20 protein-coding genes are annotated in these 26516 nt (G+C 64.6%); 8 read left to right on the top strand and 12 right to left on the bottom strand.

The annotated features are described in order from the left end of the window. Window positions 1-7 precede the first annotated feature (7 nt). From EJ067_RS12455 to EJ067_RS35335, 11 genes are all read right to left on the bottom strand, one after another. Window positions 8-649, bottom strand: coding sequence for a helix-turn-helix transcriptional regulator (locus EJ067_RS12455; RefSeq protein ID WP_126085962.1), 642 nt, complete (start codon window positions 647-649; stop codon window positions 8-10). 169 nt (window positions 650-818) lie between these two features. Continuing rightward, window positions 819-1739 carry a sterol desaturase family protein gene (locus EJ067_RS12460; RefSeq protein ID WP_189510573.1) on the bottom strand — a complete coding sequence of 307 codons (921 nt, stop codon included), beginning with the start codon at window positions 1737-1739 and terminating at the stop codon, window positions 819-821. 285 nt (window positions 1740-2024) lie between these two features. Continuing rightward, window positions 2025-2570, bottom strand: a complete 546-nt coding sequence (locus tag EJ067_RS12465) for a thioesterase family protein (protein ID WP_126085964.1) — start codon at window positions 2568-2570, stop codon at window positions 2025-2027. Between the two features lie 9 nt (window positions 2571-2579). After that, window positions 2580-4799 carry a 3-hydroxyacyl-CoA dehydrogenase NAD-binding domain-containing protein gene (locus EJ067_RS12470; protein ID WP_126085965.1) on the bottom strand — a complete coding sequence of 740 codons (2220 nt, stop codon included), beginning with the start codon at window positions 4797-4799 and terminating at the stop codon, window positions 2580-2582. 15 nt (window positions 4800-4814) lie between these two features. Then, window positions 4815-6023 (bottom strand): acetyl-CoA C-acetyltransferase, encoded by a 1209-nt coding sequence (locus EJ067_RS12475; protein WP_126085966.1) that lies wholly within the window; start codon window positions 6021-6023, stop codon window positions 4815-4817. 38 nt (window positions 6024-6061) lie between these two features. Then, window positions 6062-6463, bottom strand: coding sequence for a DUF4259 domain-containing protein (locus EJ067_RS12480; protein ID WP_126085967.1), 402 nt, complete (start codon window positions 6461-6463; stop codon window positions 6062-6064). A gap of 10 nt (window positions 6464-6473) precedes the next feature. Continuing rightward, entirely contained in the window at window positions 6474-7646 is a 1173-nt protein-coding gene (locus EJ067_RS12485; protein WP_126085968.1) for an acyl-CoA dehydrogenase family protein, read from the bottom strand. Between the two features lie 52 nt (window positions 7647-7698). Beyond that, a complete protein-coding gene (locus EJ067_RS12490) occupies window positions 7699-9495 on the bottom strand; it encodes an acyl-CoA dehydrogenase (RefSeq protein WP_126085969.1) in 1797 nt (598 codons plus the stop codon). A 229-nt stretch (window positions 9496-9724) separates the two neighbouring features. After that, window positions 9725-10186: a MerR family DNA-binding transcriptional regulator gene (locus tag EJ067_RS12495; RefSeq protein ID WP_126089601.1), complete on the bottom strand. Its 462-nt coding sequence runs from the start codon at window positions 10184-10186 to the stop codon at window positions 9725-9727. A gap of 251 nt (window positions 10187-10437) precedes the next feature. Beyond that, the gene (locus tag EJ067_RS12500) at window positions 10438-11577 is read right to left on the bottom strand and encodes an acyltransferase (protein WP_245468302.1); all 1140 of its coding nucleotides are present in this window, start codon (window positions 11575-11577) and stop codon (window positions 10438-10440) included. 5 nt (window positions 11578-11582) lie between these two features. Beyond that, window positions 11583-12617: a hypothetical protein gene (locus EJ067_RS35335; protein WP_245468251.1), complete on the bottom strand. Its 1035-nt coding sequence runs from the start codon at window positions 12615-12617 to the stop codon at window positions 11583-11585. A 424-nt stretch (window positions 12618-13041) separates the two neighbouring features. On the opposite strand from EJ067_RS35335, the gene EJ067_RS12505 reads away from it, so the two are divergent. The 5 genes from EJ067_RS12505 to EJ067_RS12525 all read left to right on the top strand — a co-directional run bounded on the left by EJ067_RS12505 (window position 13042) and on the right by EJ067_RS12525 (window position 21652). Beyond that, window positions 13042-17142, top strand: a complete 4101-nt coding sequence (locus EJ067_RS12505; protein WP_126085971.1) for a peptidoglycan-binding protein — start codon at window positions 13042-13044, stop codon at window positions 17140-17142. A gap of 192 nt (window positions 17143-17334) precedes the next feature. After that, complete coding sequence (locus EJ067_RS12510) at window positions 17335-18252, top strand: sulfite exporter TauE/SafE family protein (RefSeq protein ID WP_126085972.1); 918 nt, start codon at window positions 17335-17337, stop codon at window positions 18250-18252. Continuing rightward, complete coding sequence (locus EJ067_RS12515) at window positions 18252-19043, top strand: TIGR02186 family protein (protein ID WP_126085973.1); 792 nt, start codon at window positions 18252-18254, stop codon at window positions 19041-19043. The genes EJ067_RS12510 and EJ067_RS12515 overlap by 1 nt, the downstream gene beginning before the upstream one ends. A 200-nt stretch (window positions 19044-19243) precedes the next feature. Continuing rightward, entirely contained in the window at window positions 19244-20500 is a 1257-nt protein-coding gene (locus tag EJ067_RS12520) for an Hsp70 family protein (RefSeq protein WP_126085974.1), read from the top strand. A 219-nt stretch (window positions 20501-20719) separates the two neighbouring features. Beyond that, entirely contained in the window at window positions 20720-21652 is a 933-nt protein-coding gene (locus EJ067_RS12525) for a hypothetical protein (RefSeq protein ID WP_126085975.1), read from the top strand. A 15-nt stretch (window positions 21653-21667) separates the two neighbouring features. Here EJ067_RS12525 and EJ067_RS12530 read toward each other — a convergent pair whose 3' ends face one another. Then, complete coding sequence (locus EJ067_RS12530) at window positions 21668-22576, bottom strand: LysR family transcriptional regulator (RefSeq protein ID WP_126085976.1); 909 nt, start codon at window positions 22574-22576, stop codon at window positions 21668-21670. Window positions 22577-22699: 123 nt separating this feature from the next. Here EJ067_RS12530 and EJ067_RS34565 point away from each other — a divergent pair, with 123 nt between their 5' ends. The 3 genes from EJ067_RS34565 to EJ067_RS12540 are packed head-to-tail and all read left to right on the top strand — an operon-like array spanning window position 22700 to window position 26516. After that, window positions 22700-22858: a hypothetical protein gene (locus EJ067_RS34565; RefSeq protein WP_189510576.1), complete on the top strand. Its 159-nt coding sequence runs from the start codon at window positions 22700-22702 to the stop codon at window positions 22856-22858. After that, complete coding sequence (locus tag EJ067_RS12535; protein WP_126085977.1) at window positions 22855-25785, top strand: molybdopterin oxidoreductase family protein; 2931 nt, start codon at window positions 22855-22857, stop codon at window positions 25783-25785. Before EJ067_RS34565 ends, EJ067_RS12535 begins: the two co-directional genes overlap by 4 nt. Next, a complete protein-coding gene (locus EJ067_RS12540) occupies window positions 25782-26516 on the top strand; it encodes a 4Fe-4S dicluster domain-containing protein (RefSeq protein WP_126085978.1) in 735 nt (244 codons plus the stop codon). The genes EJ067_RS12535 and EJ067_RS12540 overlap by 4 nt, the downstream gene beginning before the upstream one ends.

The following is a 26516-nucleotide window of genomic DNA, read 5'->3' on the forward strand; positions in this document are numbered from 1 at the left end:
CCCGGACCTACTGGCTTGCCCAGACGATCCGCGCCACCCATTCGACCTCGCGCATCGGGATGTCGCGGTCCGGGTGAGCGGGATTGAGCGAGACCAGCACGATCGATTTCGCGGTCTGGCGAGCGAGCACCTTGGCCATAACCTCGCCGGCAACAGTCTTGACGACGACGCGGTCGCCCTTGCGCGTCGGCGCGCCCGGCTCGACGATCAGCACGTCGCCGTTGCGGTAGAGCGGCAGCATGGAATCGCCCTGGACTTTCAGCGCATAGGAGGTTTCCGCCGCCCGCGTCGGAAGCTCGACCAGATCCCAGCCCTGCCCCGAGGGATAGCCGGCATCGTCGAAGAAGCCGCCGGCGCCGGCCTGGGCAAAGCCAAGCAGCGGCACGGCCATTCGCGGCTGCGGCGCCGCGGTGCCGCCGCGGCCTTCGACCAGCACGGTGAATTCCTGCAGCGAGGCGCCGGTGGCCTCGATGATCTTGGCCAGCGATTCGGTCGAGGGCCAGCGCGGTCGGCCGTCGGAAGACAGGCGCTTGGACTTGTTGAAGGCGGTCGAATCGAGGCCCGCGCGCCTGGCGAGACCGGAAGCAGACAGCGAATAGCGCTCGGCAAGAGCGTCGATTGCGGCCCAGACGCGATCGTGTGAGAGCAAGTCCGCTCTCCTTCGAAACAGGAAAAAATGCCTCAGCGTTGTCTAGCGCGCGACCGTCCGATTGTCCATCGGCGCGGACAGCGGATTGAAGAGAAAGTCGAAGAGAGCCTCGATAGCCGCCCTACGCAAGCGCAGGCCGCCTGCGAGCCGGCCAATGGCGTTTTCCGTGTTAGTCGGCGTTGGTGTCGAGCGTGCCGACCTCGGCCAGGCTGGTGTCGCGCGCCAGCCCGCCGATCGAGCCGCGCAGCACTTTCAGCCGCTGGCTCGCCATGCGCGCCCATTCCAGCAGCGGCCACAACGTCAGCCGCACGACGTCGTTGGACGGTATCCCGTCCGCTCCCATGGCGACAGCGCACGGCCCCGGCACACGATAGGTGCCGAATATCCAGTCGAAGAACGGGAACACGTTGGCGAGGTTTTTGCCGTACGCCGCCGGCTCGTTGGCATGGTGCCAGCGATGGAAGCGCGGCGAGGCGATGAGCATCCGCAGGGGGCCATGGCCCCAGTCGACATCGACATGGACATAGACGTTGTGAAGCACGAGGATCGCCGCGCCGATGCCCATGGCGTCGGCGGGCAGTCCAAGCCAGGTCAGCAGGATCGTGTAGGAACCCCACATCACCAGCATTTCGAGCGCGTGGACGCGGTACGTCGTCAACCCGTTGACCACCGGATCGGAATGGTGGATCGCATGCACGGGCCAAAGCCATTTGAGGTGCATGATGCGATGGTTCCAGTAATTGGCGAAGTCATGCGCCAATATGGCCACGAGGCTGAGCAGCCAGACCGGCAATCCGTCCCAGACGGCGCTCGCCACGCTGGGAACGCCGAGCAGGCTGTAAAGCGTCTTGAATTGTTCCGACAGCAGCCAGACCGCGGGGACCAACACGAGGTTGATGTGGAAAATAGCCAGTGTCGCCGCAACGCTTTCGACGGCGCGGCGCGACCAGGAGAGCCGCCAACCCTTGCGCGCGATATCGACAGCCAGGAGCAAGAGCAGGAACGAAAAGACGCACTGCTTGCCGGGGTCATTCACCTGGCCGCGCCAGGCGTCCAAAACGGCATTGATGTAATGGACTATGTCGCCCACGCCCCTGTCCCCACCCCGTGCCGGAGAGCGGGCGCGACCCCGTTCGCGCGACCCCGGTCCGGCAGTCAGAGCGGTTCAGCTTTTCAGTGATCCGCCCCAAGCATCTGTTTTTGCGCAATTCCGGACGGAAAACCGCTACGCAGTTTTCCTGGAATTGCCCTAGCCTTAGTCGGATTTGCTTAAGGTCGGCTGAAGAGGGGCTTGCGCATTGAATCTTCTCTTCCCGCCGACGACCGCCGGAGCATTCCAGGAAAATCCGCAGCGGTTTTCAGCACGCGACGCGTTCTAGGGCGTGCCCTTGGCCAAGCGTCGCAGTGTCTGGTGAGACGCCATGAACATCCGCTCCGCCTCGGTGGGTGGGCGCGGCGCGGCGGAACGGCCAAGCGCGGCGACGACCTCGTCGATCTCGAGAAAGCGGCGGCCACGACGGTCATAGACGCCGCCGGTGGTCTTGATCAGCGCCGCCGTTTCGCCATTGTCCAGGACGAAACGGTGCCTGCCGATGACCGATGTGCCTTCCCAGGTCTCGATCGACGACATAACCTCGAAGCGGCGCCACAGCCTGATCTCGCGTGCATAAGCCACCTGGAGTCCGCCGATCATCGGCGCCCAGCCGTTCCTGCGCGCCAAAGCGACGAGGCCGATGCGCAGAAAGAGATCGATGCGGCCGAGGTCGGCCAGCATCATGTAGCGCGCGTTGTTGAGATGGCCGTTGAAGTCGATGTCGGTCGGCAGGCAGCGGAAGGCCAGCCGGCTTTGCTCGCCGACCACGTAAGGGCCACGGCTTCGCGCCGTGGCCGTCATGCGCGCGAGGCGCCCCCAGACATACATGACTGGGCCTCAGGCGGCCTTCCTGACCTCGCCCTTCTGGTAGGGGTCGAAGCGCTGGTAGAAGGTCTCGCCTTTCTCGGCCATGTCGAGCAGAAGCTTGGGCGCCTTGAATTCGGCGCCGTATTTCTTCTGCAGGCCCTTGGCGATCTTGACGAAACGCTTGGCGCCGATGCCGTCGATGTAGGACAGCGCGCCGCCGGTGAAGGGAGCGAAGCCGAAGGCCAGGATCGAGCCGACATCGGCCTCGCGCGGATCGGTGACGATCCCCTCTTCCATCACGCGGACCGCCTCAAGCGCGATGGTGACCAGCAGGCGCTCCTTCAGTTCCTCGTAGTCGACCTTCTCCGGCCTGAGCTGCGGATAGAGATCCTTGAGGCCCGGCCACAGCTTCTTCTTCGCCGGCTTGGCCGGATAGTCGTAGAAGCCCTTGCCATTCTTGCGGCCGAAGCGGCCATGCGTGTCGACCATGGTGTTGATCAGCGCCATCTGCTCCGGATCGACGGCCTTCTCGCCGAGATCCCTGATGGTCTGCTTCATGATCTTCTGGGCAAGATCGATCGCCGTCTCGTCGGTCAGCGCCAGCGGGCCGACCGGCATGCCGGCGGCCTTGGCGGCGTTCTCGATCATCGCCGCCGGCACGCCTTCGATCAGCATCTTGTAGGCTTCGGACATATAGCGCAGCACGCAGCGGTTGACGTAGAAGCCGCGCGTGTCGTTGACGACGATCGGCGTCTTCTTGATGGCGCGCACGAAATCGATGGCGACCGCGAGCGCCTTGTCGCCTGTCTTCTTGCCCAGGATGATCTCGACCAGCATCATCTTGTCGACCGGCGAGAAGAAGTGGATGCCGACGAAATTCTTCGGCCGCGTCGAGTTCTTCGCCAGCGAGGTGATCGGTATGGTCGAGGTGTTCGAGGCGAAGATCGCCGACGATTTCAGCACCGCCTCCGCCTTCTCGGTGGCGAGCTTCTTGACGGCCGAATCCTCAAAGACCGCCTCGACGACGAGGTCGCATCCGGCGAGGTCGGCATAGTCGGCCGTCGGCGTGATCAGCGACAGGAGCCTGTCCTTCTCCTCGGGCTTGGCACGACCCTTCTTGACCTGATCCGCCATCAGGCCGTCGGAATGCGCCTTGCCCTTCTCGGCCGACTCCATGTCGCGGTCGAGCAGCACGACCGGAATGCCGGCCTTGGCCGTGACATAGGCAATGCCGGCGCCCATGAAGCCGGCGCCGAGGATGCCGATCTTCTTGAACTTGGTGTCCGGCACGCCGGCCGGACGGCGCGCGCCCTTGTTCAGTTCCTGCAGCGACACGAATAGCGAGCGGATCATCGCCGCCGCTTGCTTGGTCTGCATGATCTCGGTGAAGTAGCGCTGCTCGATCCTGAGCGCCGTGTCGAAGGGCACCAGCAGGCCTTCATAGACGCATTTCAGGATCGCGGCCGCGGCCGGGTAATTGCCGTAGGTCTCGCGGCGCAGGATGGCGATGGCCGGCGGCCAGAGATTGGCGCCGGCCGCCGAATAGATCGGACCGCCGGGCAGCTTGAAGCCTTTCTCGTCCCAGGGCGCCACCGGCCTCAGGCCGTCTTTGATCATCGCCTTGGCGGTCTCGACAAGCTTCTTCGGCTCGGCGATCTCGTGGATCAGGCCCATCGACTTCGCTTTCTGCGGCGTGAGATTCTGGCCGGTGGTCAGCATCTGCAACGCTTGCTGCTGGTCGGTCAGCCGCGGCACGCGCTGGGTGCCGCCGGCACCCGGGAAGATGCCGATCTTCACCTCGGGAAGCGCCATCTTCACCTTGTCGGAATCGGCCGCGACACGGCCGTGGCAGGCGAGCGACATCTCGAAGGCGCCGCCCATGCAGGTGCCGTTGATCGCCGATACCCACGGCTTGCCGGACGTCTCGATCTTGCGGAACAGGCCGGTCATGTAGCCGGCATTGTCGAACAGCGCCTTGGTCGCCTTGTCGAGGTCCTTCTCCTTGTCGACGGCGAAGGTGGCGAGCATCTTCTGCAGCATGGTGATGTCGGCGCCGCCGGAGAAGCTGTCCTTGCCGGAGGTGATGACCGCGCCCTTGACGGCGGCGTCGCCGGCGACCTTATCGACGATGGCATTGAGCTCGCGCATCGCCTCCTCGGTGAAGACGTTCATCGAGCGTCCCGGCATGTCCCAGGTGATCAGTGCGATGCCGTCGGCGTCGATGTCGAGGGTGAAGTTGGTGTAGCTCATCTTTTTCTCTCCCCTTCAGACGCGTTCGATGATGGTGGCGGTGCCCATGCCGGCGCCGATGCAGAGCGTGACCAGCGCGGTGTTGAGGTCGCGGCGCTCCAGCTCGTCGAGCACCGTGCCGAGGATCATCGCGCCGGTCGCGCCGAGCGGGTGTCCCATGGCGATGGCGCCGCCGTTGACGTTGATCTTGTCGTGCGGGATGTCGAACGCCTGCATATAGCGCAGCACGACGGAAGCGAAGGCCTCGTTGAGCTCGAACAGGTCGATGTCCGACAGCTTCATCTTGGCGCGCTTCAACAGCTTCTCGGTGACGTCGACCGGGCCGGTCAGCATCAGCACCGGCTCGGAGCCGATATTGGCGAAGGCGCGGATGCGCGCGCGGGGTTTGATGCCGATGGTTTTCCCGGCCTTCTTCGAGCCGAGCAGCACGGCGGCGGCGCCGTCGACGATGCCGGAGGAGTTGCCGGCATGGTGGACGTGATTGACCTCCTCGACTTCCGGATGCTTCTGCACGGCGACGGCGTCGAAGCCGCCCATTTCGCCAGGCATGACGAAGGACGGATTGAGCGAAGCCAGCGACTGCATGTCGGTCGAAGGCCGCATGTGCTCGTCATGGTCGAGGATGGTGAGGCCGTTCTGGTCCTTGATCGGGATCACCGAATTCCTGAAGCGCCCCTCGGCCCAGGATTTTGCCGCGCGCTTCTGGCTTTCCACGGCATAGGCGTCGACGTCGTCGCGGCTGAAGCCGTATTTGGTGGCGATCAGGTCGGCCGAGATGCCCTGCGGCACGAACCAGCCGGGAAGGCCGACGGACGGATCCATGAACCAGGCGCCGCCGGACATGCCCATGCCGACGCGCGACATGGATTCGACGCCGCCGGCAATGACGATCTCGTCCGCCCCTTGCGCGATCTTGGCGGCGGCGAAATTGATGGCGTCGAGGCCCGAGGCGCAGAAGCGCGAGATCTGCATGCCGGGCACCTTGGTGTCGTAGCCGGCCTCGAAGGCGGCGGCGCGCGGAATGACCGAGCCCGCCTCGCCGACCGGATCGACGCAGCCGAAGATGATGTCGTCGACGTTGCCGGTGTCGAGCCCGTTGCGGTCGCGCAGCGCTTCGAGCGTTTTGGCGGCGAGCCGCACCGCCGGCACCTCATGCAGCGAGCCATCCTTCTTGCCCCTGCCGCGCGGCGTGCGCACGGCGTCATAGACGTAAGCTTCGGCCATTTTCGGTTCCTTCCTTGTGGTGCCGTCTAAGGCTTGCTTTAGCGCAAAGCCGCACGCAGGCGATTCAGTTCGTTCTTGAAGTTGGCTGCGTCAGCCGGAGCGGCTTCAGCCCAGAGTTCCATCAGTTCAGAGTTAGGGCCGCTCACGCATTCGACTGCCTGGATTGCCTTGCCCTTCAATCCACTCAAAGCTTGCCAGTTCGAGACAGTTCGCAACGCTGTTCCTGCGGGTTCAGACAAGAACTCGGACTTCCCGTTAGCTGCGGCGACAATTGCAGCGGCGGCCAGTGCAACCGAGCCATCCGGCGCCTCGATGTAGTCAGGATTGCTGCAAGCCGCATCAAGCGCATCCGCAACGGCGACGGCGCCACTGTTCTCAAATTCGGCCACGAAATCGGCTGCGTCATCGTTTTCGAATATTTTGAAACCCCATGCGCCCATAATTGCTATCCTAAAGGCTCCTGCCGATCAGCAATTTCATGATCTCGTTGGTGCCGCCGTAGATGCGCTGGACGCGGGCGTCGCGGTACATGCGGGCGATCGGGTATTCATTCATGTAGCCATAGCCGCCATGCAGTTGAAGGCATTCGTCGACGACTTTGCCCTGCAGATCGGACAGCCAGTACTTGGCCATCGAGGCCGTCACCGGATCGAGGCCGCCATCGATGTGGCGGGCGACGCAATCGTTATAGAAGACGCGGCCGATCGTTGCTTCGGTCTTCAGCTCCGCCAGCTTGAACTGGGTGTTCTGGAAATCGATGATCGCCTTGCCGAAGGCCTTGCGCTCCTTGACGTAGTCGATGGTGAGCGCCAGCGCCCGCTCGACCATGGCGATCGCGCCGGTGCCGATCTGCAGCCGCTCCTGCGGCAACTGCTGCATAAGCTGGACGAAGCCCTTGCCTTCCTCATGGCCGAGCAGGTTCGAGGTCGGCACGCGCACGTCGTTGAAAAACAGTTCGGACGTGTCGTTGGCCTTCAGGCCGATCTTGTCAAGGTTGCGGCCGCGCTGAAACCCTTCGACCTCGTCGGTCTCGACAACGATGAGCGAGGTGCCCTTGGCGCCCTTTTCCGGATCGGTCTTGGTGACGACGATGATCAGGTTGGCGAGCTGGCCGTTGGTGATGAAGGTCTTGGAGCCGCTGATCTTGTAGTGGTTGCCGTCCTTCTCGGCGCGAGTCTTGACGCCCTGCAGGTCGGAGCCGGCGCCAGGCTCGGTCATGGCGATGGCGCCGATCAGCTCGCCGGTCGCCAGCTTCGGCAGCCACTTCTGTTTCTGCTCTTCGGAGCCGTAATGCAGGATGTAAGGGGCGACGATCGAATTGTGCAGGCCGATGCCGAAACCGTCGACGCCGACATGGCCGATCGCCTCGATGATGGCGCTCTCCTGCGCGAAGGTGCCGCCCGAGCCGCCGTATTTTTCCGGCATCGAGGCGCAGAGCAGGCCGGCGGCGCCCGCCTTCAGCCAGCTCTCGCGGTCGAACATCTCGTTCTTCTCGAACTCGTCGTAACGCGGCGCGATCTCCTCCGACATGAAGCGCTGCGCCATGTCGTAGAGCATGCCGACCTCGTCCGCCGCCCAGGCGGGCTTCGGCAAGCCAAGAATTTCGGCTGGATTTGTCGCCACGATTTCCTCCGCGTTCCAACAATTGTGGGCCGGCTTCGCCGGCCCGCCAAACCTAGAACGCTTCCGCCGGCAGCGCCATTAGCGTGTCCGCGCCACTGGAAATGCGGGCAAGCCGCGTCGCCGTCTCCGGCATGATCCGCTCCATGAAGAAGCGCGCCGTCACCAGCTTGTTGTCGTAGAACGAGGCGGCGCCATTGGCGCCTTCGGCGAGCTTCGTTTGGGCGGCCTTGGCCATCTGGCCCCACATATAGCCAAGCGCCACCAGGCCGAAAAGATGCATGTAGTCGGTCGAGGCAGCACCGGCATTGTCGGGCTTGGCCATGCCGTTCTGCAGCAGCCACATGGTGGCGGCCTGCAAATCGTTGAGGCCCTTCTTCAGCGGCTTGGTGAAGGGCGCCATCTTCTCATCGGCCCGGTTCTCCTCGCAGAACTCGCCGACTTCCTTGAAGAAGGCCTGCACGGCGCGGCCGCCGTTCTGCGCCAGCTTGCGGCCGACGAGGTCGAGCGCCTGGATGCCGTTGGCGCCCTCATAGATCATGGCGATGCGGGCATCGCGCACGAACTGGCTCATGCCATGCTCTTCGATGTAGCCGTGCCCGCCGAACACCTGCTGCGCCATCACAGCGTGGTCGAAGCCCTTGTCGGTGAGCACGCCCTTGACCACCGGCGTCATCAGGCCGGTGTAGTCGTCGGCCGCCTGGCGATCCTTGTCGTCGCCGGCCCGGTGCGCGACGTCGGACTTGATCGCCGTCCACAGCGCCAGCGCGCGGCCGCCCTCGTTGAACGCCCGCATGGTCATCAGCGAGCGGCGGATGTCGGGATGAACGATGATCGGGTCGGCCTTCTTGTCCGGCGCCTTGATGCCCGAAAGCGAACGGCCCTGGAGGCGATCCTTGGCGTAGGAGACCGCGTTCTGGTAGGCGATCTCGGAGACCGAAAGCCCCTGCAGGCCGACGCCGAGGCGGGCCTCGTTCATCATCGTGAACATGGCCTTCAGGCCGCCGTTCAACTCGCCGAGCAGCGTGCCTTCGGCCTCGTCATAGTTCATGACGCAGGTCGAGTTGCCGTGGATGCCCATCTTCTCCTCGATCGAGCCGCAGGAGAGCGCGTTGCGCTCGCCGACATTGCCCGAGCCATCGAGCTTGAACTTCGGCACGATGAACAGCGAGATGCCCTTGACGCCCTCCGGCGCCCCCTCGACGCGGGCCAGCACCAGATGGACAATGTTGTCCGCCATGTCGTGCTCGCCGGCGGAGATGAATATCTTCTGGCCGGAAATCCTGTAGGAGCCGTCGCCGTTCGGCACCGCCTTGGTGCGCAGCAGACCGAGGTCGGTGCCGCAATGCGGCTCGGTGAGGTTCATGGTGCCGGTCCAGGTGCCGTCGATCAGCCTGGGCAGCCAGGTCGCCTTCTGGTCGTCGCTGCCGTGGGTGACGATTGCCGCGATCGCGCCTTGCGTCAGGCCGGGATACATCATCAGCGCCATGTTGGCGGAGACCATGTATTCTGAGACCGCGGTGTGGACCGTGTAGGGCAAGCCCTGGCCGCCGAACTCGGCGGGCGCGGCCAGCCCCATCCAGCCGCCTTCGCGATACTGGTCGAAGGCATCCTTGAAGCCCTTGGGCGTGGTCACCGATCCGTCGTCATGACGCACACAGCCTTCCATGTCGCCGACACGGTTCAGCGGATGCATGACGTTTTCGGCAAGCTTGGCGCCTTCGGCGAGGATCGCCTCGAGGACGTCGGGCGTGGCGTCCGAGAAGCCCGGAAGATTGGAATAGCGCTGATAGCCGAGCACGTCGTTGAGCACGAACAGCGTGTCCTGGACGGGCGCCCTGTAGATCGTCATGCCTTCCTCCACCCTTGCGGTCCTGGCCAGCCAGCAAGTTCCCGAATCCAGGTCCGGATAGGAGGCCGAGCCAATGTCGATGTCCCGATAGCAAATATTGACGTTTGCGTAAACGTCAACTTCGTCGCAGCCAAAAAATTTTTGGTTGCCCGGGATGGAAGACGACAAAAAAAAGCCGCGCGGCCATGGCCACGCGGCTTTTTTGCTTGTTTTCGAGGGGCGGGAACGATCAGCCGGCAGCGCTTGCCTGCAGAGCGGCCCGCTCGGTCAGCATCCGGCGGACGACCGTCATCGAATTGCTCAGCTCGTTGATAGCGTCCTCGATCAGCGCCCGCTGTTTCTGCAGGCGGGCAAGCTGCTTCTCCGACTTGTCGAGCGCCAGCCGCAACTGCTTGGTGTTGGAGCCGGTCGGATCATAGAGATCCATCATCTGCTTGACGTCGCGCAGCGAGAACCCGACCTTGCGGCCGAGCAGGATCAGCTTCAGCCGGGCCTGGTCGCGGCGCGTGTAGAGACGGGTCGAGCCGTCGCGCTTGGGATTGAGGAGACCCTTGTCCTCATAGAAACGCAACGTGCGCAAGGTCACGCCGTATTTCTTGGCCATCTCGCCGATGCGGACGAATTCCTCGCCGGCCTCGGCCGGTATGTCATTGCTATTGGCCGCGGCTTCGCCGGGCGAAACGAGTTTCATGGTCACTGGCTTTCCCCTGATGGCGTCGCGGTCGCGGACCAAGCGTCGCCTGAGTGGAAGCGGGGGCGTGCTTCCAATCGTGGTTTCGACAAATCAATCGCAAGAGGCACGGCTTCGCACCTTTTACGTTTACGTCAATTCTATACCGACAGCCGGCACTTGACGCAAGGGCGTTGTCGGAGCGGAACTTTATGACGCACCCGAGCTCTCGGGGAGATCAAAGCGGTGGCGCTGGCGAGCCGAGTGCCGCCCTATGCGACGGCAATGCCGGGCTGAACCATCCGGCCATCCTTGCGGGCGAGCCGGTCCTTCCAGCGCAGGAACGGCTTCTCGATTGCCAGATGAAGGACACCGGCAGCGGCGGCGCTTGCGAAGAAGTAAGCCGCCCAGAAAGACACCGATCCATGCGGGAGAGCAAGGGCCAGGACCAAGGGGAGCAACGGGTAGTGGACCAGATAAAGGCTATAGCTCAGCCGAGATAGAAGGTGGAAAAACGGCGTGAACGGCAAAGGCGTGCCGACAAGTTGCACCGCGCCGGCGACCAAGACGCCGGCAAGGACGGCGATCAGCGCCGGCTGAAGGCTGGCATCGAAAAAGTCAATCGACGACATGAAATCGCCGCTTGCGAACCAGACGCAGAAAACAACGGCGCCTCCACCCAACAGGCAGATTCCGCTTCGGCGAGACGGGACGATGAGACCGCGTTGCTGCGCCAGCGCGATGCCGACGCCATTCACCAGGCCCTCCAGGGTCATATGAAACGGGCTCCGGAAGATCGGCCAGAACTGGAGATAGTCCAGCGTCTCGTGAAGATTGAGATAGGTCACCGTCCGAAACGCGACGGGGAACGCAAAACACAGCAGCAAGAGAACCGCCTGGAGCCAGCCGGCCCTGCAGCGCAGCAGGAGAAAGATCAGCAGCGGAGCCAGGAGATAGAACTTCTCCTCGACGCCCAACGACCAGAAGACGACGTCGATGTCGGACGGCAGATAGTCCTGCAGGAAGACCAAGTGGTAGACGACGCGCAAGGCAAGCCGCTCGGGCGCCACGCCGAAGAGGGGAAAGGCTCCGGCCACGACCAGCGCAAGCACGGCGAAATAGGCGGGCACGATGCGCAGCGCGCGCATTGCCAGATAGCGTCCAATCCGGAAATCGGGGGAGCCCACCCCGGCGCGCAGCAGATGGCTGGCGATCAGATAACCCGAAAGCACGAAGAACAGGTCGACCCCGACCCAGCCGTTCATGAAGATGGTTTGCAAGGCGCCGAGATCAGCATCACCGGCGGCGAGATGGAGCGCTCGCTCGCCATGGCGCAGCACGACGAGCAAAATCGCGGCGGATCGAACCAGGTCGAGCCAGGGATTGTTCCGGCCGAAAGCGACGGCGGCCATGGGCGCTACGTCTGCAATCCAAGCGTCCTGCGGATCGGCTCCTTGCGCACCTTCCAGATTCGAGAATCGACGACGTAGTGATGGAAGTTCACGATCTGGTAGAGCACGATTGTCGTGGGCAGCCCGGCGAAGAAAAATGCCTCTAGCGTTCCCAGGATTGCCCAGTAGATGACGCCCGTGATCAGGATGCATGTCGCAAGATAGAGCCAGAGGCGTTGCGGCTGGCTGATATAGGAAAGAAAACGTGCATCGGGGTCGATGCCGTCCTTGAAGCGGCGCGAATTGAACATCCAGACGAAGAGCACGTACTGGGCGTTGTGCCACATGTTGATCACCAGCCAGCCTACGGTGATGTCCCGAATGACCAGATAAGCGACGGCAAAGATCAAGAAGTGGGTCAGCATGTACATCGTATGGACAAGCGCCAGGCGGCCTTGACGCGCGCCCTGGAAGCGACGCCAAACCCAGATCGCCAGCAATATCGCTGTCGCGATGGCAGCGACACCAAGCATGGCGGCCGGCACCGGCACGACACGCAGCTCCATTCCGATAAACAGGCCCGGATCCTGGTACGACCTGAACAGGATTCCGAGAACCGGCACGGCATAGAAAATAGCCTGGTCGAGCCAGCCGTCCTCATAGAGGGCGTTTCTTTCCTTGCCCCGGTAGGCCCGGGAAATTCCCCAGCTCTGCCTGGTGTAGTGGAACCACTGCCAGTAGAAATAGACCGATACGACGGTCCAGAGACCGACGAAATAGACGATCGCCAGCGTGCCGACGGCGACCGCCGGAAGCAGCACGACAAGCAGCGGCCAGTGCGCCGAGAAGCTCTTTCGATCGAAGCACAGGCGCGTGTAGGTCGCGATGACGTGGTGATAGCCAAGAAACCAGAGGTCGAAGAGCAGGATCGGCGTGAAGAGTTGCGGCTGCCAGAGAATGACCGCGCCCGTCAGGAAGGCGACGGCGGGAATGCCCAGGATAAACGAAAGATCGAACCGGGTTCCGCGAAGCCAAGCCCGGTTGGACCGCCTCAAAGACATGGCAATGTCGGACACTTGCCGTTCCCCGCCGCCGTGGAATCACACCCAGGCCGAAAATACGGCATGGTGCCAGGATCGTCCACATCCGGAAAAAATGACGCTTAAGCCATCCTAAACGCGCAAGCTGACGGCGGCCCGGCACGGGTGAGATCGTGACCGGCCGGCCTTGTGGCGCAAGCATCCGTCCATCGACAAAGTTTCAACTTCTTAAGCTTGGTTAACGCGTTGTTTACCACGTTGGGCGAAATGTGCGCATGTCGGTCACCCGTGTTTATCCTGTAGCGAATTTTTCACGGTTTTTCGAAGCGTGGGTGAAAAACCCGGGAAGCCCGTCTTCCTCCGCAGCAAAACCGAGCGGACGCCTCGTTCCCGGCAGGACTTGGGAAACCGGCCACGGCCGGTCATTCTGAACACGGGCGCATCGATGAACAGCAAGCGGTCCTATCTCGATACACTCAACACCGGCAGGCAACGCCGGCCGCACACCTCGCTGGAGGAGCTGAACCGCTCGCTCGAAACGCTGGAGCAGCGGCTGGAGCGGACCCGCGCCGACACGCCCGAGCGCCCCGATCCGCGGGGACCGGCCGCCGAGCCACGCTATGGCGCCGCGCAACCTTACGGATCGCCCCGCTGGTACGAAGACCCCTACACCACGCAGAGGGAGCAGAACCGGGGGCCGCAAAATCCGGCGCCCGCCGCTTCCGACCTCGGCCCCAACTACCAGGCCATCGCCCGCGACATCGACCGGGTGCGCGGACAGGAAGACGGCGTCGCGATGGTGGGCAAGATCGCCGTCGAATTGCGCGGGCTGCGCGAGGAGTTGCGCCATCAGATGACCGCCGGCCTGCAGCGCGAATTCGACGCGCTGCGCCAGGATATCGATCGCGCCATGCAGGCGGCGAGCCGGCATGGCGTCCCCGCCGACAAGAGCAGCGCCGAGCTCGGCCTCGAGTTCGAACGGCTTTCCGGCGCCATCCACACGCTTGCCGAGAAGAGCGACGACCGCAGCGTCAACCTGCTGCGGCTGGAACTGGAACAGGTCAAGGCGGCGCTCGACACGCTGGCGCGCGAGGAAAGCGTGCAGGCCGTCGACCAAAGCGTGCGGGCCGTCGATCGCCGCTGGGACGATTTCGACCGCCGCTGGAGCGCCTTCGAGGACCGCGTCGACGCCGACCAGCGCCAGCGCGCCGAAGGTCCCAGCCTTTCGATGCTCACCGACCGGCTCGAACAGATCAGCAGCGCGGTCAACAACCTGCCGCAGTCGCTGTCGCTCGCCTCGCTGGAGGAAAAAGTGCGCACCCTGGCCGGCGCGGTCGACCGTTTCGCCAGCCAGCAGACGATGCGCGGCGGCGAGACGCTTGCCATGATCGACGAGCGGCTGGACGAGATCTCGCGCGCCATCGTCGCCTCGACCGTGGCCGCCCAGGCCAATGCCTTCGATCCGGAAACCTTCAGCCGCATCGAGAAGCGGATCGCCTCGCTGGCGCAGCAGATCGAGGAGGTCGCGCAGTCGCGCCCCGGCGCCGAGGTCATCGAACGCCTCAACCTTCTGTCCAGCCGGGTGGACGAGCTCGCCGGACGCACCAACTTGCCGGAGCAGGCGATGGAGCGTCTGGGCAATCAGATCGCCCTGATCACCGACAGAATAGACCGCGCGCCGGCAATGCCCGACGCCGACCATATCTTCCAGGGCCTGGAGCAACGCTTCGACGCGCTGTCCAGCCTGCTCGAGCGCCGCCAGGGCGATGCGATCGAGCAGGGCAACATGCTGTTCCGCGACCTCGAGCGGCGGCTGGACGAAGTCGCCGACAGGCTCGACCAGCGCATGCGACAGGACGACGGCGCCGGCATCATGGAGGCGATCGACGCTCGCTTCACCGCCCTCGCCAAGCGCATCGAGACGCGCGTGCCCGATCCCGCCAACGAGATGGCGATCCGCGGCCTGGAAAGCCGGCTCGAGGATATTTCCAGCCGGCTGGAATCGTCCGCGGCGCAGGTCGCCGGCATCGATCCGGCGCTGATCCGCAGCCTGGAGTCGCAGGTGACCGCCCTTTCGGCGCACCTGTCGAAGCCGAGCATGCCGCTGCCCGATTTCGAGGACATCAGCCCGCGCCTCAACGAGATCGAGAAGTCGCTGGCCGGCACGCGCGATTCCATCCTCAGCGTCGCGCGCGAAGCGGCGGAGAACGCCGTGCGGTCGCTGGCCGAGTCGAGCTCCGGCACGGCCGCTTCCAACGCGGCCGCAGTCGGCGGCCTCGCGCAGGACCTAAAGACGCTCGAAGCGCTCACCCGCCGTTCCGACGAGCGCAATTCGCGAACCTTCGAGGCGATCCACGACACGTTGCTCAAGATCGTCGACCGGCTTGGCTCCCTTGAGGCCGACGAGCCCAGCGAAGCGGTCAGCGAACTGGTCGACCCGCAGCCGGGCGCCAGACGAGCTGCCCGCGCCGGCAAGATCGCGGTGCAGGATGCGCCGTCGATGGATATCGACCAACCGTTGCCGCTGACCGGAGACATGGCCGATCTCGACGCGCGGGCCGCTTCCATCCTGCGCAACGAGCAGGCTGCACGGGGCGAACCTGTCGCGCGTGGCGAAGCTGTCACGCATGGCGAACCTGCCTCCCGCACGCCCGCCGAGGCCGCGGCGGCGGCCGCCATGGCCGCGCTCGGATCGGACGCGATTGGCGAGAAGGCCGAGAAGACCGGCCGCAAGAAGTCGATGTTCAGCGGGCTGGCGCGCGCCTTCAAGGGCAAGAAGAACGAGGACACGCCGCCACTCGCAGGCTCGGCGCCGGCCGGCGATGTTCCGACCGTCGATATCGACGAACCGCTCGACCCCAGAGCGGCCAACCGGCCGCTGGAGCCGGGCTCCGGCGCGCCGGACCTCAACGCCATCATGAAGCGGGTGCGCGACGAACGCGGCGCCCAGCCGGCCAAGCGCAGCGAGACGGACGCCGCCAAATCCGATTTCATCGCGGCCGCCCGCCGCGCGGCCCAGGCCGCAGCGGCGGAAGCCGATGCGCTGAAGCGGCAGTCGACCATGACCGGTCCGGTGAAGGCGCTCAGAATCGGCGACCTGCTCAAGGCGCGGCGCAAGCCCATCCTGATGGCGGCCGCTGCGATCATGATGGCGCTGGCCGGCCTGCAGCTCGGCAAGGCCTTCTTCTCCGATCCGGCGCCGGTCGCCAGCAACGACGTGGCGCCAATCGTCTCCACGCCGACGGTCGATACGGCATCGCTCGACACCGCCGGCGCTCCCAAGGCCGACGCGGACATCGCGAAGCCCGAGAGCGCGCCGGAGCGGGTCGTCAGGCAGGCCGAGCCGTTGAAGGACGATCCGGCGCCACAGGCCGCCGCTCAGCCCGCCGGTCCCGAGACGCCGGTCGCCGCGGCGCCGGCCGAACCGGCGCCTGCTCCGATGGCGCTCGCCGCGCCGTCCCAGCCTGCGCCGGCGCCACAAGCCTCGCCCACACCATCCGAACCGGCCGCTGCGGCCGCGAACGCACCGGCGATGGACACGGATGCGGATGCGCAGCCCATGACCAGCGCACCAGCGGCCAGCACTCCGGCCGCCGGCGCTTCTTCGGCCAGCACGCCGGCTGCCACGTCCGCCGACACCACGGGCACCGTCCCGCCGGCAGGCGGCCAGCCCGCGAATTCGGTCGCCAAGATCGATATCTCGACCGACATCGGCCCGGTGGCGCTGCGCGACGCAGCCGCCGGCGGCGACGCCAAGGCGCTGTTCGAGATCGGCTCGCGCTACGCGGAATCGCGCGGCGTCAAGGAAGACATGGCGGCGGCGGCCAAATGGTACGAGAAGTCCGCCGAACTGGGCTTCGCGCCGGCCGAATACCGCATCGGCAATTTTTACGAGAAGGGCATCGGCGTCGCGCGTGACATCAAGAAGGCCAAGACCTACTACCAACTCTCGGCGGAACAGGGCAACGCCAGCGCCATGCACAATCTGGCGGTGCTGTTCGCCATGGCGGCGGACGGCGTGACCGACAATGAATCGGCGGCGCACTGGTTCCAGGAGGCAGCCGACCTCGGCGTCAAGGACAGCCAGTTCAATCTCGGCATCCTTTCGGCCAAGGGCGTCGGCATGAAGCAGAACCTGGAGGACTCCTACAAATGGTTCGCCCTCGTCGCCAAGACCGGCGACAAGGACGCCGCGGCCAAGCGCGACGAGATCGCCAATGCGCTGAGGCCCGAGCAGCTCGAGCGCGCCCGCGCCGCCACGGAACTGTGGAAGCCAAAGCCGCTCAACGCGACGTCCAACTCTGCCGATGTCCCGGAATCCTGGCAGGACAGCACGCCGCAGACCACCGCCAGCATCGACATGAAGAAGGCGGTGAAGAACATCCAGCTGATCCTCAACAAGAACGGCTATGACGCCGGCGGCGCCGATGGCGTGATGGGCGACAAGACCAAGACCGCCATCATGGCCTTCCAGACCGACAACAAGATGAAGCCGACCGGCGAGATCGACGCGCCGCTCGTCAAGGCGCTGCTGGCGCGCAAATAACGGCAGGCGCGTCGCTTCCGCGACGGCTTGCCACAGATTTGCCTGTTAACTGATTGAGATGGTTTTTGTTTCGGCGCGGCGGCGGGGGTTGACCCCCGCCGCCGCGCCGGCGCAAGAAAAAATTGGCTTTTCGGTGTGAAACTGCCGGGGACGGCGGCATTCGCCGATAGGCAAACTGATCGAGACAGACGGGTGGGCATCTATCTCCCGATCGCGGAAATTTCCGTCAACGTCTTCGTGCTGCTGGCGATGGGCGCGGCGGTGGGTTTCCTGTCGGGCATGTTCGGGGTCGGCGGCGGATTCCTGATCACACCGCTGTTGATCTTCTACAACATCCCGCCGGCAATCGCGGTGGCCACCGGGGCCAACCAGGTCATCGCCTCCTCCTTCTCCGGCGCGCTGTCGCACTTCAAGCGCGGCACGCTCGACTTCAAGCTTGGCGGCGTGCTTCTGGCCGGCGGCATCGTCGGCTCGAGCGCCGGCATCTATGTCTTCGCGCTGCTGCGCCGGCTCGGCCAGTTGGACCTCTTCATCTCGCTGCTCTACGTCGCGCTGCTCGGCACCGTCGGCGGGCTGATGCTGGTCGAAAGCGTGAACGCGCTGCGCGCCAGCCGCAGCGGCGCGGCACCGGTGCTGAAGAAATCCGGCCAGCACAACTGGATCCACCGGCTGCCGTTCAAGATGCGCTTCCGCGCCTCGAAACTGTTCGTCAGCGTCATTCCGGTGCTTGGGCTGGGCGCCGCCATCGGCTTCCTGTCCTCGATCATGGGCGTCGGCGGCGGCTTCATCATGGTGCCGGCGCTGATCTACCTGCTCAAGGTGCCGACCAATGTCGTTATCGGCACCTCGCTGTTCCAGATCATCTTCACCTCGGCCTACACCACCCTGGTGCATGCAACGACCAACCAGACCGTCGACGTGATCCTCGCCTTCCTGTTGATGGCGGGCGGCGTCGCCGGCGCGCAATACGGCGCCAAGGCCGGCCAGAGGCTGCGCGGCGAGCAGTTGCGGGCCCTGCTTGCGCTGCTGGTGCTCGCCGTCGCCATCCGCCTCGCCATCGACCTTTTTGTCACCCCGCCCAATCGCTATTCGCTCGCGGGCCTGACCTGATGGCGGGATTGAGAGCGTTCGCAGCCGCCTCCTTCCTGTTGCTAGCTTCCGCGGCACTGCCGGCGGCGGCACAGACGCCGGCAGCCGAAAGCATCCAGATCGGCCTGTCCACCGACGCCATTTCGATCACTGCCGGATTTTCCGGCGCCGACCTCACCATTTTCGGCTCGCTGGAAAATCCCGATCCGCTGATTGCGCGCCAGGGACGCTACGATGTCATCGTCGTGCTGGAGGGTCCCGCCCGCCCCGTCGTCGTGCGCCGCAAGGACAGGGTGCTCGGCGTCTGGGTCAATCTGGAATCGGAAACGTTCGAGAACGTGCCGGTGTCCTATTCGGTCGCGACCACCCGCCCGCTGCAGGACATCACCGAGCCGAACAGCTACAAGCAACTGTCGCTCGGCGCCTCAAACCTCTACATGCAACCGGCGGAGCCCAGCGACAGCCCGGCGACGATCGAGGAATTCACCTCGGCACTTCGCTCGCGCAAGGCGGCGACCGGCCTCTACAGCGAAAATGTCGGCGGCGTGCAGTTCCTGTCGCAGAACCTATTTCGCGCCACCGTCCGGCTCGCGCCCAACATCCCGGTCGGCACCCACAAGGCGCGCGCCTTCCTGTTCAAGAGCGGCATGTTCGTCAAGGAAAGCTCTGCCCAGCTCGAAATCCGCAAGTCCGGTTTCGAGCAGTCGATCTTCCGCGTCGCGCACGACTATTCCTTCCTCTACGGCGTGTTCGCCGTGTCGCTCGCCATGCTCACCGGCTGGCTCGGACGCATCGTCTTCCGCAAGGATTGAGGCTTCAGGGAAAAATGGGAAGACCCATTTTCCCGTGAAAGAGGGTTCCCCTCTTCGCAATCTTGCGGTAGACCGCCGCCTCCCGCCCGACGGGCAACCAACGCACATTCAATTTCGGCAGAGCGGTCCGGCCATCCGGACGACGGCGCGTTTTCCGACGCCGGCAATCCGGTGCCGCGGCGCAATGACAGGAGGCTGCGATGCAATCGGCATTCGGCGGCATCGATTTCGGCACGTCCAATTCCACGGTGGGCGTGATCCGCGACGGACGCGCTCGACTGGTGGCGCTTGAGGGCGAGCAGCCCACTTTGCCGAGCGCCGTCTTCTTCAACTTCGAGGACGGCCATACCTATTTCGGCCGGCGCGCGATCGCCGACTACACCGACAGTGTCGAGGGCCGGCTGATGCGCTCGCTGAAGAGCGTGCTCGGCAGCTCGCTCGCCAGCGAGAAGACGCGCATCAAGGCACGCCTGATCGGCTTTACCGACATCATCGGGTTCTTCATCGGCCATTTGAAGAAGCGGCTGGAGGAGGATGCCGGCGGCCCGGTCGAGCGCGTCGTGCTCGGCCGCCCGGTACAGTTCGTCGACGACGATGCCGAAGCCGACGCGAAGGCGCAGGGCGAGCTCGAAAAGGCGGCGCACGCGCAGGGCTTCAAGCATATCGCCTTCCAGTTCGAGCCGATCGCGGCAGCGCTCGACTACGAACAGAACGTCGCGCAGGAAGAGCTGGCGCTGATCGTCGACATGGGCGGCGGCACTTCCGACTTTTCGGTCGTGCGCGTCTCGCCGGAGCGCGCCCGCTCGGACGACCGCAAGGGCGACATCCTCGCCAATCGCGGCATCCATATCGGCGGCACGGATTTCGACCGGCTGCTGAGCATCGCCCATGTCATGCCCGAGCTCGGCTATCTGACGCCGACCAAGGACGGCAAGCGCAATCTGCCGGCGAGCTATTTCGTCGACCTCGCGACCTGGCAGCGCATCAACCTCGTCTACACCGCCAAGGCGATGTCGGACCTCAAGCAGATCCGCTTCGAGGCCGAGCGCGCCGACCTCGTCGACCGCTTCATCCACATCGTCGAGCATCGTTACGGGCATGCGATGGCCGGCCTGGTCGAGCGGGCCAAGATCGCGCTCACCGACCAGTCTTCGGCCGAAGTCAAAGTGTCGCTGCCCGGCGCACGCTTCGCGGCCGGGATCACGCGCGCGGGCCTCGAGGAAACGATCGGCGCGGACATCGAACGGGTGACCGCGACGGTCAGGCGGACGATCGCCGACGCCGGTGTTGCCGCCTCCGCCATCACGGCCGTGTTCCTCACCGGCGGCTCGACGGCGATCCCGCTGGCAAAGCGGCGGATCCTCTCACTGGTGCCGCAGGCCTCGGTCATCGAAGGCGACATGTTCGGCTCGGTGGGGCTCGGCCTGGCGCTGGATGCCAAGCGGAAATTCGCTTGAAGCTTCTTTTCTCTGGTGGCTAAAGTCTGACGCTTGGTATTCGACACGGACTTCCGTTTTGGGTGGTAAGCGGACCCTCGGATGGGCGCGCCCGAATTGTCACGGACATACAGGGCGGAATCCAGTACAATGATCTGTCTCTGCTCGCAGACGATCACCTGTGTTCTCGACTCCAATTTGGCCGCAGAGCCGATGGGCCTAAATGTCGGGAGGACGAAAATGCGCCAGATCAAGTCCCTGATCCTACTGTCAATTCTTTCGCTAACGCCAGGATTGAGCATCGCGGCGGAAGAACTTCCAGCCGATACGCTTGTGATCCAGGCGGAAATCCAGAGAGGCGGCGATTTTATAGGGTTCGGGTTCAATTCCCTTTGGATGATGAGCGGCAACCTCCTTGAGCGCGTCAACGCCGCGGACAACAGCGTCATCGATATCGACGTCAACGGCCGCGGTGGATCTCAATCCCCCGCCATCGGCGAAGGTGCCGTCTGGGTGCCCGCGACGGGCAAGAAGATGATCCTCAAAGTCGACCCGATCGCCAACAAGCTGGTCCAGGAAATACCCGCCCAGATACTCAGCAACGAGGGGAGCATCGGCGTCGGCGAAGGCGGGGTTTGGGTCGTCACGGGGAAGGGCATCGGCAACACGAAGCTGACTCGGTTCAATTCCCGCAGTGGCGCTGTCGATGCGAATATTCATTTGCCAGCATTGAGCGCCGGCGTCGTCGTTGACTTCGGCTCCGTGTGGGTGACCGGTTACGGCAACAGTGAGCTGTACAGGATCGATCCAAAAACCAACACTGTGGTCTCGACCATCAAGCTTCACTCGTCGCCGCGCTTCATCGCCTCCGGCGAAGGCTCGATCTGGGTGCTCAATCAAGGCGACGGCACCGTTCAGCGAATCGATGGAAAGACCGGCCAACTGCTGGCGACGATTGAAACAGGCCTGTCCGGCAGTGGCGGCGATATCGTTTGCGGTGGCGGCTATGTGTGGGTCTCGACGCCGGGAACGCCGGTCGCCCAGATCGATCCCAAAGCCAATACACTTGTCCGCAAGTTCAAAGGTAACTCGTTCGGCGACGCAATTCGCTACGGTGCCGGTTCGCTCTGGGTGTCGGGATCGACCATCCATCGGATAGAGCCCCCAAAATAGAGAGCGCGTCCACCACTAGCCCCTGTCCGTAGACGACGCATCCGCCTTGCCCGTCAGATGCGCCTTCAGCGCCATCTGGGCGAGGCTGGCCTGCCGGTCGCGGTGCGTGATCATGGCGAAATCGCGCTTCGGCAGATCGACTGGCACGGACCTCAGGCTGCCCTCTGCCAGGGAGCGCGCGACGACGAGCTCGGAGATGATGGCTGCGCCGGCGCCGGCTTCCACCGCCTGGCGCACGGCCTCGTTGCTGGGCAGGACCAGGAAGATCTGCAGCTCAGCCGGCGACACGCCTTCGCTGCGCGCGAAATCCTCCAGCGCCTCGCGCGTGCCCGACCCGCCTTCCCTGATGATCCAGCGCAATGCCCGGATGTCGAGGCTCCCAGCCGGCGTCGTCGGAATTTCGGGGTGCGAGCGCGCCACCACCAGCATCATGCGATCCTCGTCGACCGTGGCGCGCCGCAGGATGTCGGACTCCGTGCGCCCCTCGACCAGCCCGAAATCGGCCCGGCCGTCCAGCACATTGGTCTCCACCTGCCTTGTGTTGCCGATCGTCACGCTGAGCCGCACCGCCGGATAGGCCTCGTGGAAGGATGCCAGGCGCCGCGGCAGCCAATAGCTGGCGATCGTCTGGCTGGCCGATATCGACAGGCTGCCGGTGACGGTCTGCGAGACATGTTCCAGCACGTTGTGGGCGGCGGCCGCCCGCTCCAGCACCGCCTTGGCCTCGGGCAGGAAGCGGTGGCCGGTCTGCGCGAGCTCGATGTTGCGGCCGACGCGGTTGAACAGGCGCACGCCATGCTGGCTTTCGAGCGCGCGAATGGCCGCCGAGGCGGCGGATTGCGAGATGCCGAGCAGCTCTGCCGCCTTGGTCATGTGGCCCTGCTCGGCGACGGCGACGAAGATGCGCAACTGATCGAGGGTCATGGCCAACTAAGAAGCAAAATCGATCGGAATTACAAGAGCTGCTTGTTAGACGGATCAATTGCTTTGTTCTAACTTTCTGCCTGGGCTTGGAAAAATTTGGCTGTTCCGCCGCCAAGGTTGGAAATGATCGGGCGCTTCAAATCCCTGTTCGCGCATTGGAGCCGCCGGCTGAGGCGGCAGTTGGCCGGCGAGCGCTACCATCCCGAGCTCCACTATATGCGCGGTCCGGGGCCGAAGACGAAGGCCAAGGCGGCGGTCAACAAGAGCGTGCGCGGATCATGAGCCCGGTTGCGCCGCGTGGCGCCAATTCAGCCCCGTCCCAGCGGCCATTGGCCGACAGCCAGGCGCCTGACGAGGGCGACGGCGTCGCCACCTCGCCAAGCGTCTCCGACCGCATCGCCAAGACCACCTGCTACATGTGCGCCTGCCGCTGCGGCATCGACGTCCACATCAAGGACGGCAAGGTGCGCTACATCAACGGCAACAAGGACCACCCGGTGAACCGCGGCGTGATCTGCGGCAAGGGCAGCGCCGGCATCATGCAGCATTACAGCCCCGCGCGGCTGAGGAAGCCGCTATTGCGCACCGGCCCGCGCGGCTCGGGCGAATTCCGCGAGATCGAATGGGACGAAGCGCTCACCATAGCTACCGAGCGGCTGTCGGCGATCCGCCGGACCGATCCGAAGAAACTCGCCTTCTTCACCGGGCGCGACCAGTCGCAATCGCTGACCGGCTGGTGGGCGAGCCAGTTCGGCACGCCGAACTTTGCCGCCCACGGCGGCTTCTGCTCGGTCAACATGGCGGCCGGCGGCCTCTACACCATCGGCGGCTCGTTCTGGGAGTTCGGGGAGCCCGACTGGGACAACACCAAATACTTCATGCTGTTCGGTGTCGCCGAGGACCATGATTCCAACCCGATCAAGATCGGCCTCGGCAAGCTCAAGGCGCGCGGCGCCAAGGTGGTGTCGATCAACCCGTGCCGCACAGGCTACAATGCGATCGCCGATGACTGGATCGGCATCCGGCCCGGTACGGACGGATTGTTTGTGCTCGCCCTCGTCCATGAACTGCTCAAGGCCGGCCGCATCGATCTCGACTATCTGCTGCGCTACACCAACGCGCCGGTGCTTGTCGTGCAGGAGCCCGGGTCCGCCGATGACGGTCTGTTCGTGCGCGACGCTGCCGGCAACCTGCTCGCTTGGGACAGGGTGGCGAAGATCCCTGTCAACGCGATCGACCCAGATGCCAAGCCGGCGCCGACCGGCAGCCACATGGTCAATGGCCGGCGCTGCGTGCCGGTATTCCAGCTGATCGCCGACCGATACCTGGACGAGAGCTATTCGCCCGATGCCGTCGCCGGCCGCTGCGGCATCAGCGCCGATACGATCCGGCGGATCGCGGCGGAGCTGGCGCATGTCGCGTTCGAGCGGACGATCGAACTGCCGGTCGCCTGGACCGATTGGGCGGGCCGGCGGCACGAGACGATCAAGGGGCGGCCTGTCTCGATGCATGCCATGCGCGGCATCTCGGCCCATTCCAACGGTTTTCAAACCTGCCGCGCCATCCACCTGCTGCAGGTCCTGCTTGGCACCGTGGACGTGCCCGGCGGCTTCCGCTTCAAGCCGCCCTACCCCCGCTGCGCGCCGCCGGGGCCGAGGCCAGCGGGCAAGAATGTGCGGCCGATGACGCCGCTGGACGGCATGCCGCTCGGTTTCGTCTCAGGGCCCGACGATCTGCTCGTCGACGAGGCCGGAACTCCGATCCGCATCGACAAGGCCTATTCCTGGGAAGCGCCTTTGGCTGCGCATGGGCTGATGCACTCGGTCATCCGCAACGCCTGGGCCGGCGATCCTTATCCGATCGACACGCTGATGATGTACATGTCGAACATGGCCTGGAATTCCTCGATGAACACGGTCGAGACGATTCGCATGATCACCGACAAGGACGAGGACGAAAACTACAAGATCCCCTTCATCATCTATTCCGATGCCTATTATTCCGAGACGGTGGCGTTCGCCGACCTGGTGCTGCCCGACACCACCTATCTCGAGCGGCACGACTGCATCAGCCTGCTCGACCGGCCGATCAGCCACGCCGACGGTCCGGCCGACGCCATCCGCCATCCCGTCGTGCAGCCGGATCGCGATGTCAGACCATTCCAGTCGGTGCTGATCGAGCTCGGCGCGCGGCTCGGCCTGCCCGGCTTCGCCAACGAGGACGGCTCGGCGAAATACCGCGACTACGCCGACTACATCGTCAACCATCAGCGCACGCCGGGCATCGGCCCGCTCGCCGGCTGGCGCGGCAGGAACGGCGAGGCGATCGGCAAGGGGGAGGTCAATCCCGACCAGCTGCAGCGTTACATCGACAATGGCGGCTTCTGGCACCACAAGCTCGCCGACGACCAGCGCTACTACAAGATGGGCAACCGCGCCTATCTCGACTTCGCGGTCGAGATGGGCTTCATCGGCAAGGCCGAGCCGATCGTGTTCCAACTTTACTCGGAGCCGATGCAGCGCTTTCGCCTCGCAGCGCGGGGCCATGGCAAGGCCCAACCGCCGGAGGCCGAGCGCGGTCGCATCGAGGCCTATATGGACCCGCTGCCGTTCTGGTACGCGCCCTTCGAGGACGATGCCGTCGAGCTCGAAAAATATCCGCTGCATGCGCTGACGCAGCGGCCGATGCATATGTACCATTCCTGGGGCTCGCAGAATGCCTGGCTGAGGCAGATCACCAGCCAGAACCGACTGTTCGTGCACCGAAAGACGGCAGGCAAGCTCGGCCTTGCCGATGACGACTGGGTGTGGATCGAAAGCGTCAACGGCAGGGTGAAGGGACAGATCAAGCTGATCGACGGCGTGAACCTGGACACGGTCTGGACCTGGAACGCCATCGGCAAGCGACGCGGCAGCTGGGGCCTGAAGGACGATGCGGCCGAGAGCAATCGCGGCTTCCTGCTCAACCACGTCATCGGCGACCAGACCGCGGCCGACGCCAGCGGCAAGCGCTATTCGAATTCCGATCCGGTTACCGGCCAGGCGGCGTGGTTCGACGTGCGGGTGCGCATCGTCAAATGCGCGGCGGAGGAGGCCGGCTTCACCGAGCCGCAATTCGAACGTTTTGCGCCGCCGCCGCATATGGAGGCGTCGCCGGACATACTGCGGTTCGGCGCATCGTTCCGTATCAAGAGGGAGGCCGCCGAATGACCTGCCTTCCCGGCCAGACCGAGAAAAAGCTTGGCCTCGTCATCGACCTCGACACCTGCGTCGGCTGCCAGGCCTGCGTCACCGCCTGCAAGGAATGGAACACTGGCGGCCACATGGCGCCGCTGACCGACACCGATCCCTATGGCGGGCATGTCGACGGCGTCTGGTTCAACCGCGTGCACGCTTACGAGCACATGACGGAGATGGGCGGCCGCACGGTCAACTTTCCGCGCTCCTGCCTGCATTGCGAGCAGCCGGCCTGCGTCACCGTCTGCCCGACCGGCGCCTCCTACAAGCGCGTCTCGGACGGCATCGTGCTGGTCGACGAGGACAAATGCATCGGTTGCAAGCTCTGCAGCTGGGCTTGTCCGTACGGCGCGCGCGAGTTCGACACTGACGTCGGCGTGATGAAGAAATGCACGCTCTGCGTCGACCGCATCTACAACGACAATCTGGCCGAAGAAGACCGCGTGCCGGCTTGCGTCGCCGCCTGCCCGACCAGCGCCCGGCATTTCGGCGACCTCGGCGATCCAGCTTCCGCCATTTCGCAGCTTGTGGCGGAGCGGGGTGGCGTCGACCTTATGCCGGAGCTCGGCTACAAGCCGACCAACAAGTACCTGCCGCCGCGCGCCCATACCCGGCGCTCGGCAAAGGTGGACGCGCCGGCGCTGGAGCCTATCAAGGCCGAAGGCGGCTTCCTCGGCTGGATCGACCGCATGCTTTCGACCTAG

Source organism: Mesorhizobium sp. M1D.F.Ca.ET.043.01.1.1, assembly GCF_003952385.1.
Lineage (GTDB): Bacteria > Pseudomonadota > Alphaproteobacteria > Rhizobiales > Rhizobiaceae > Mesorhizobium.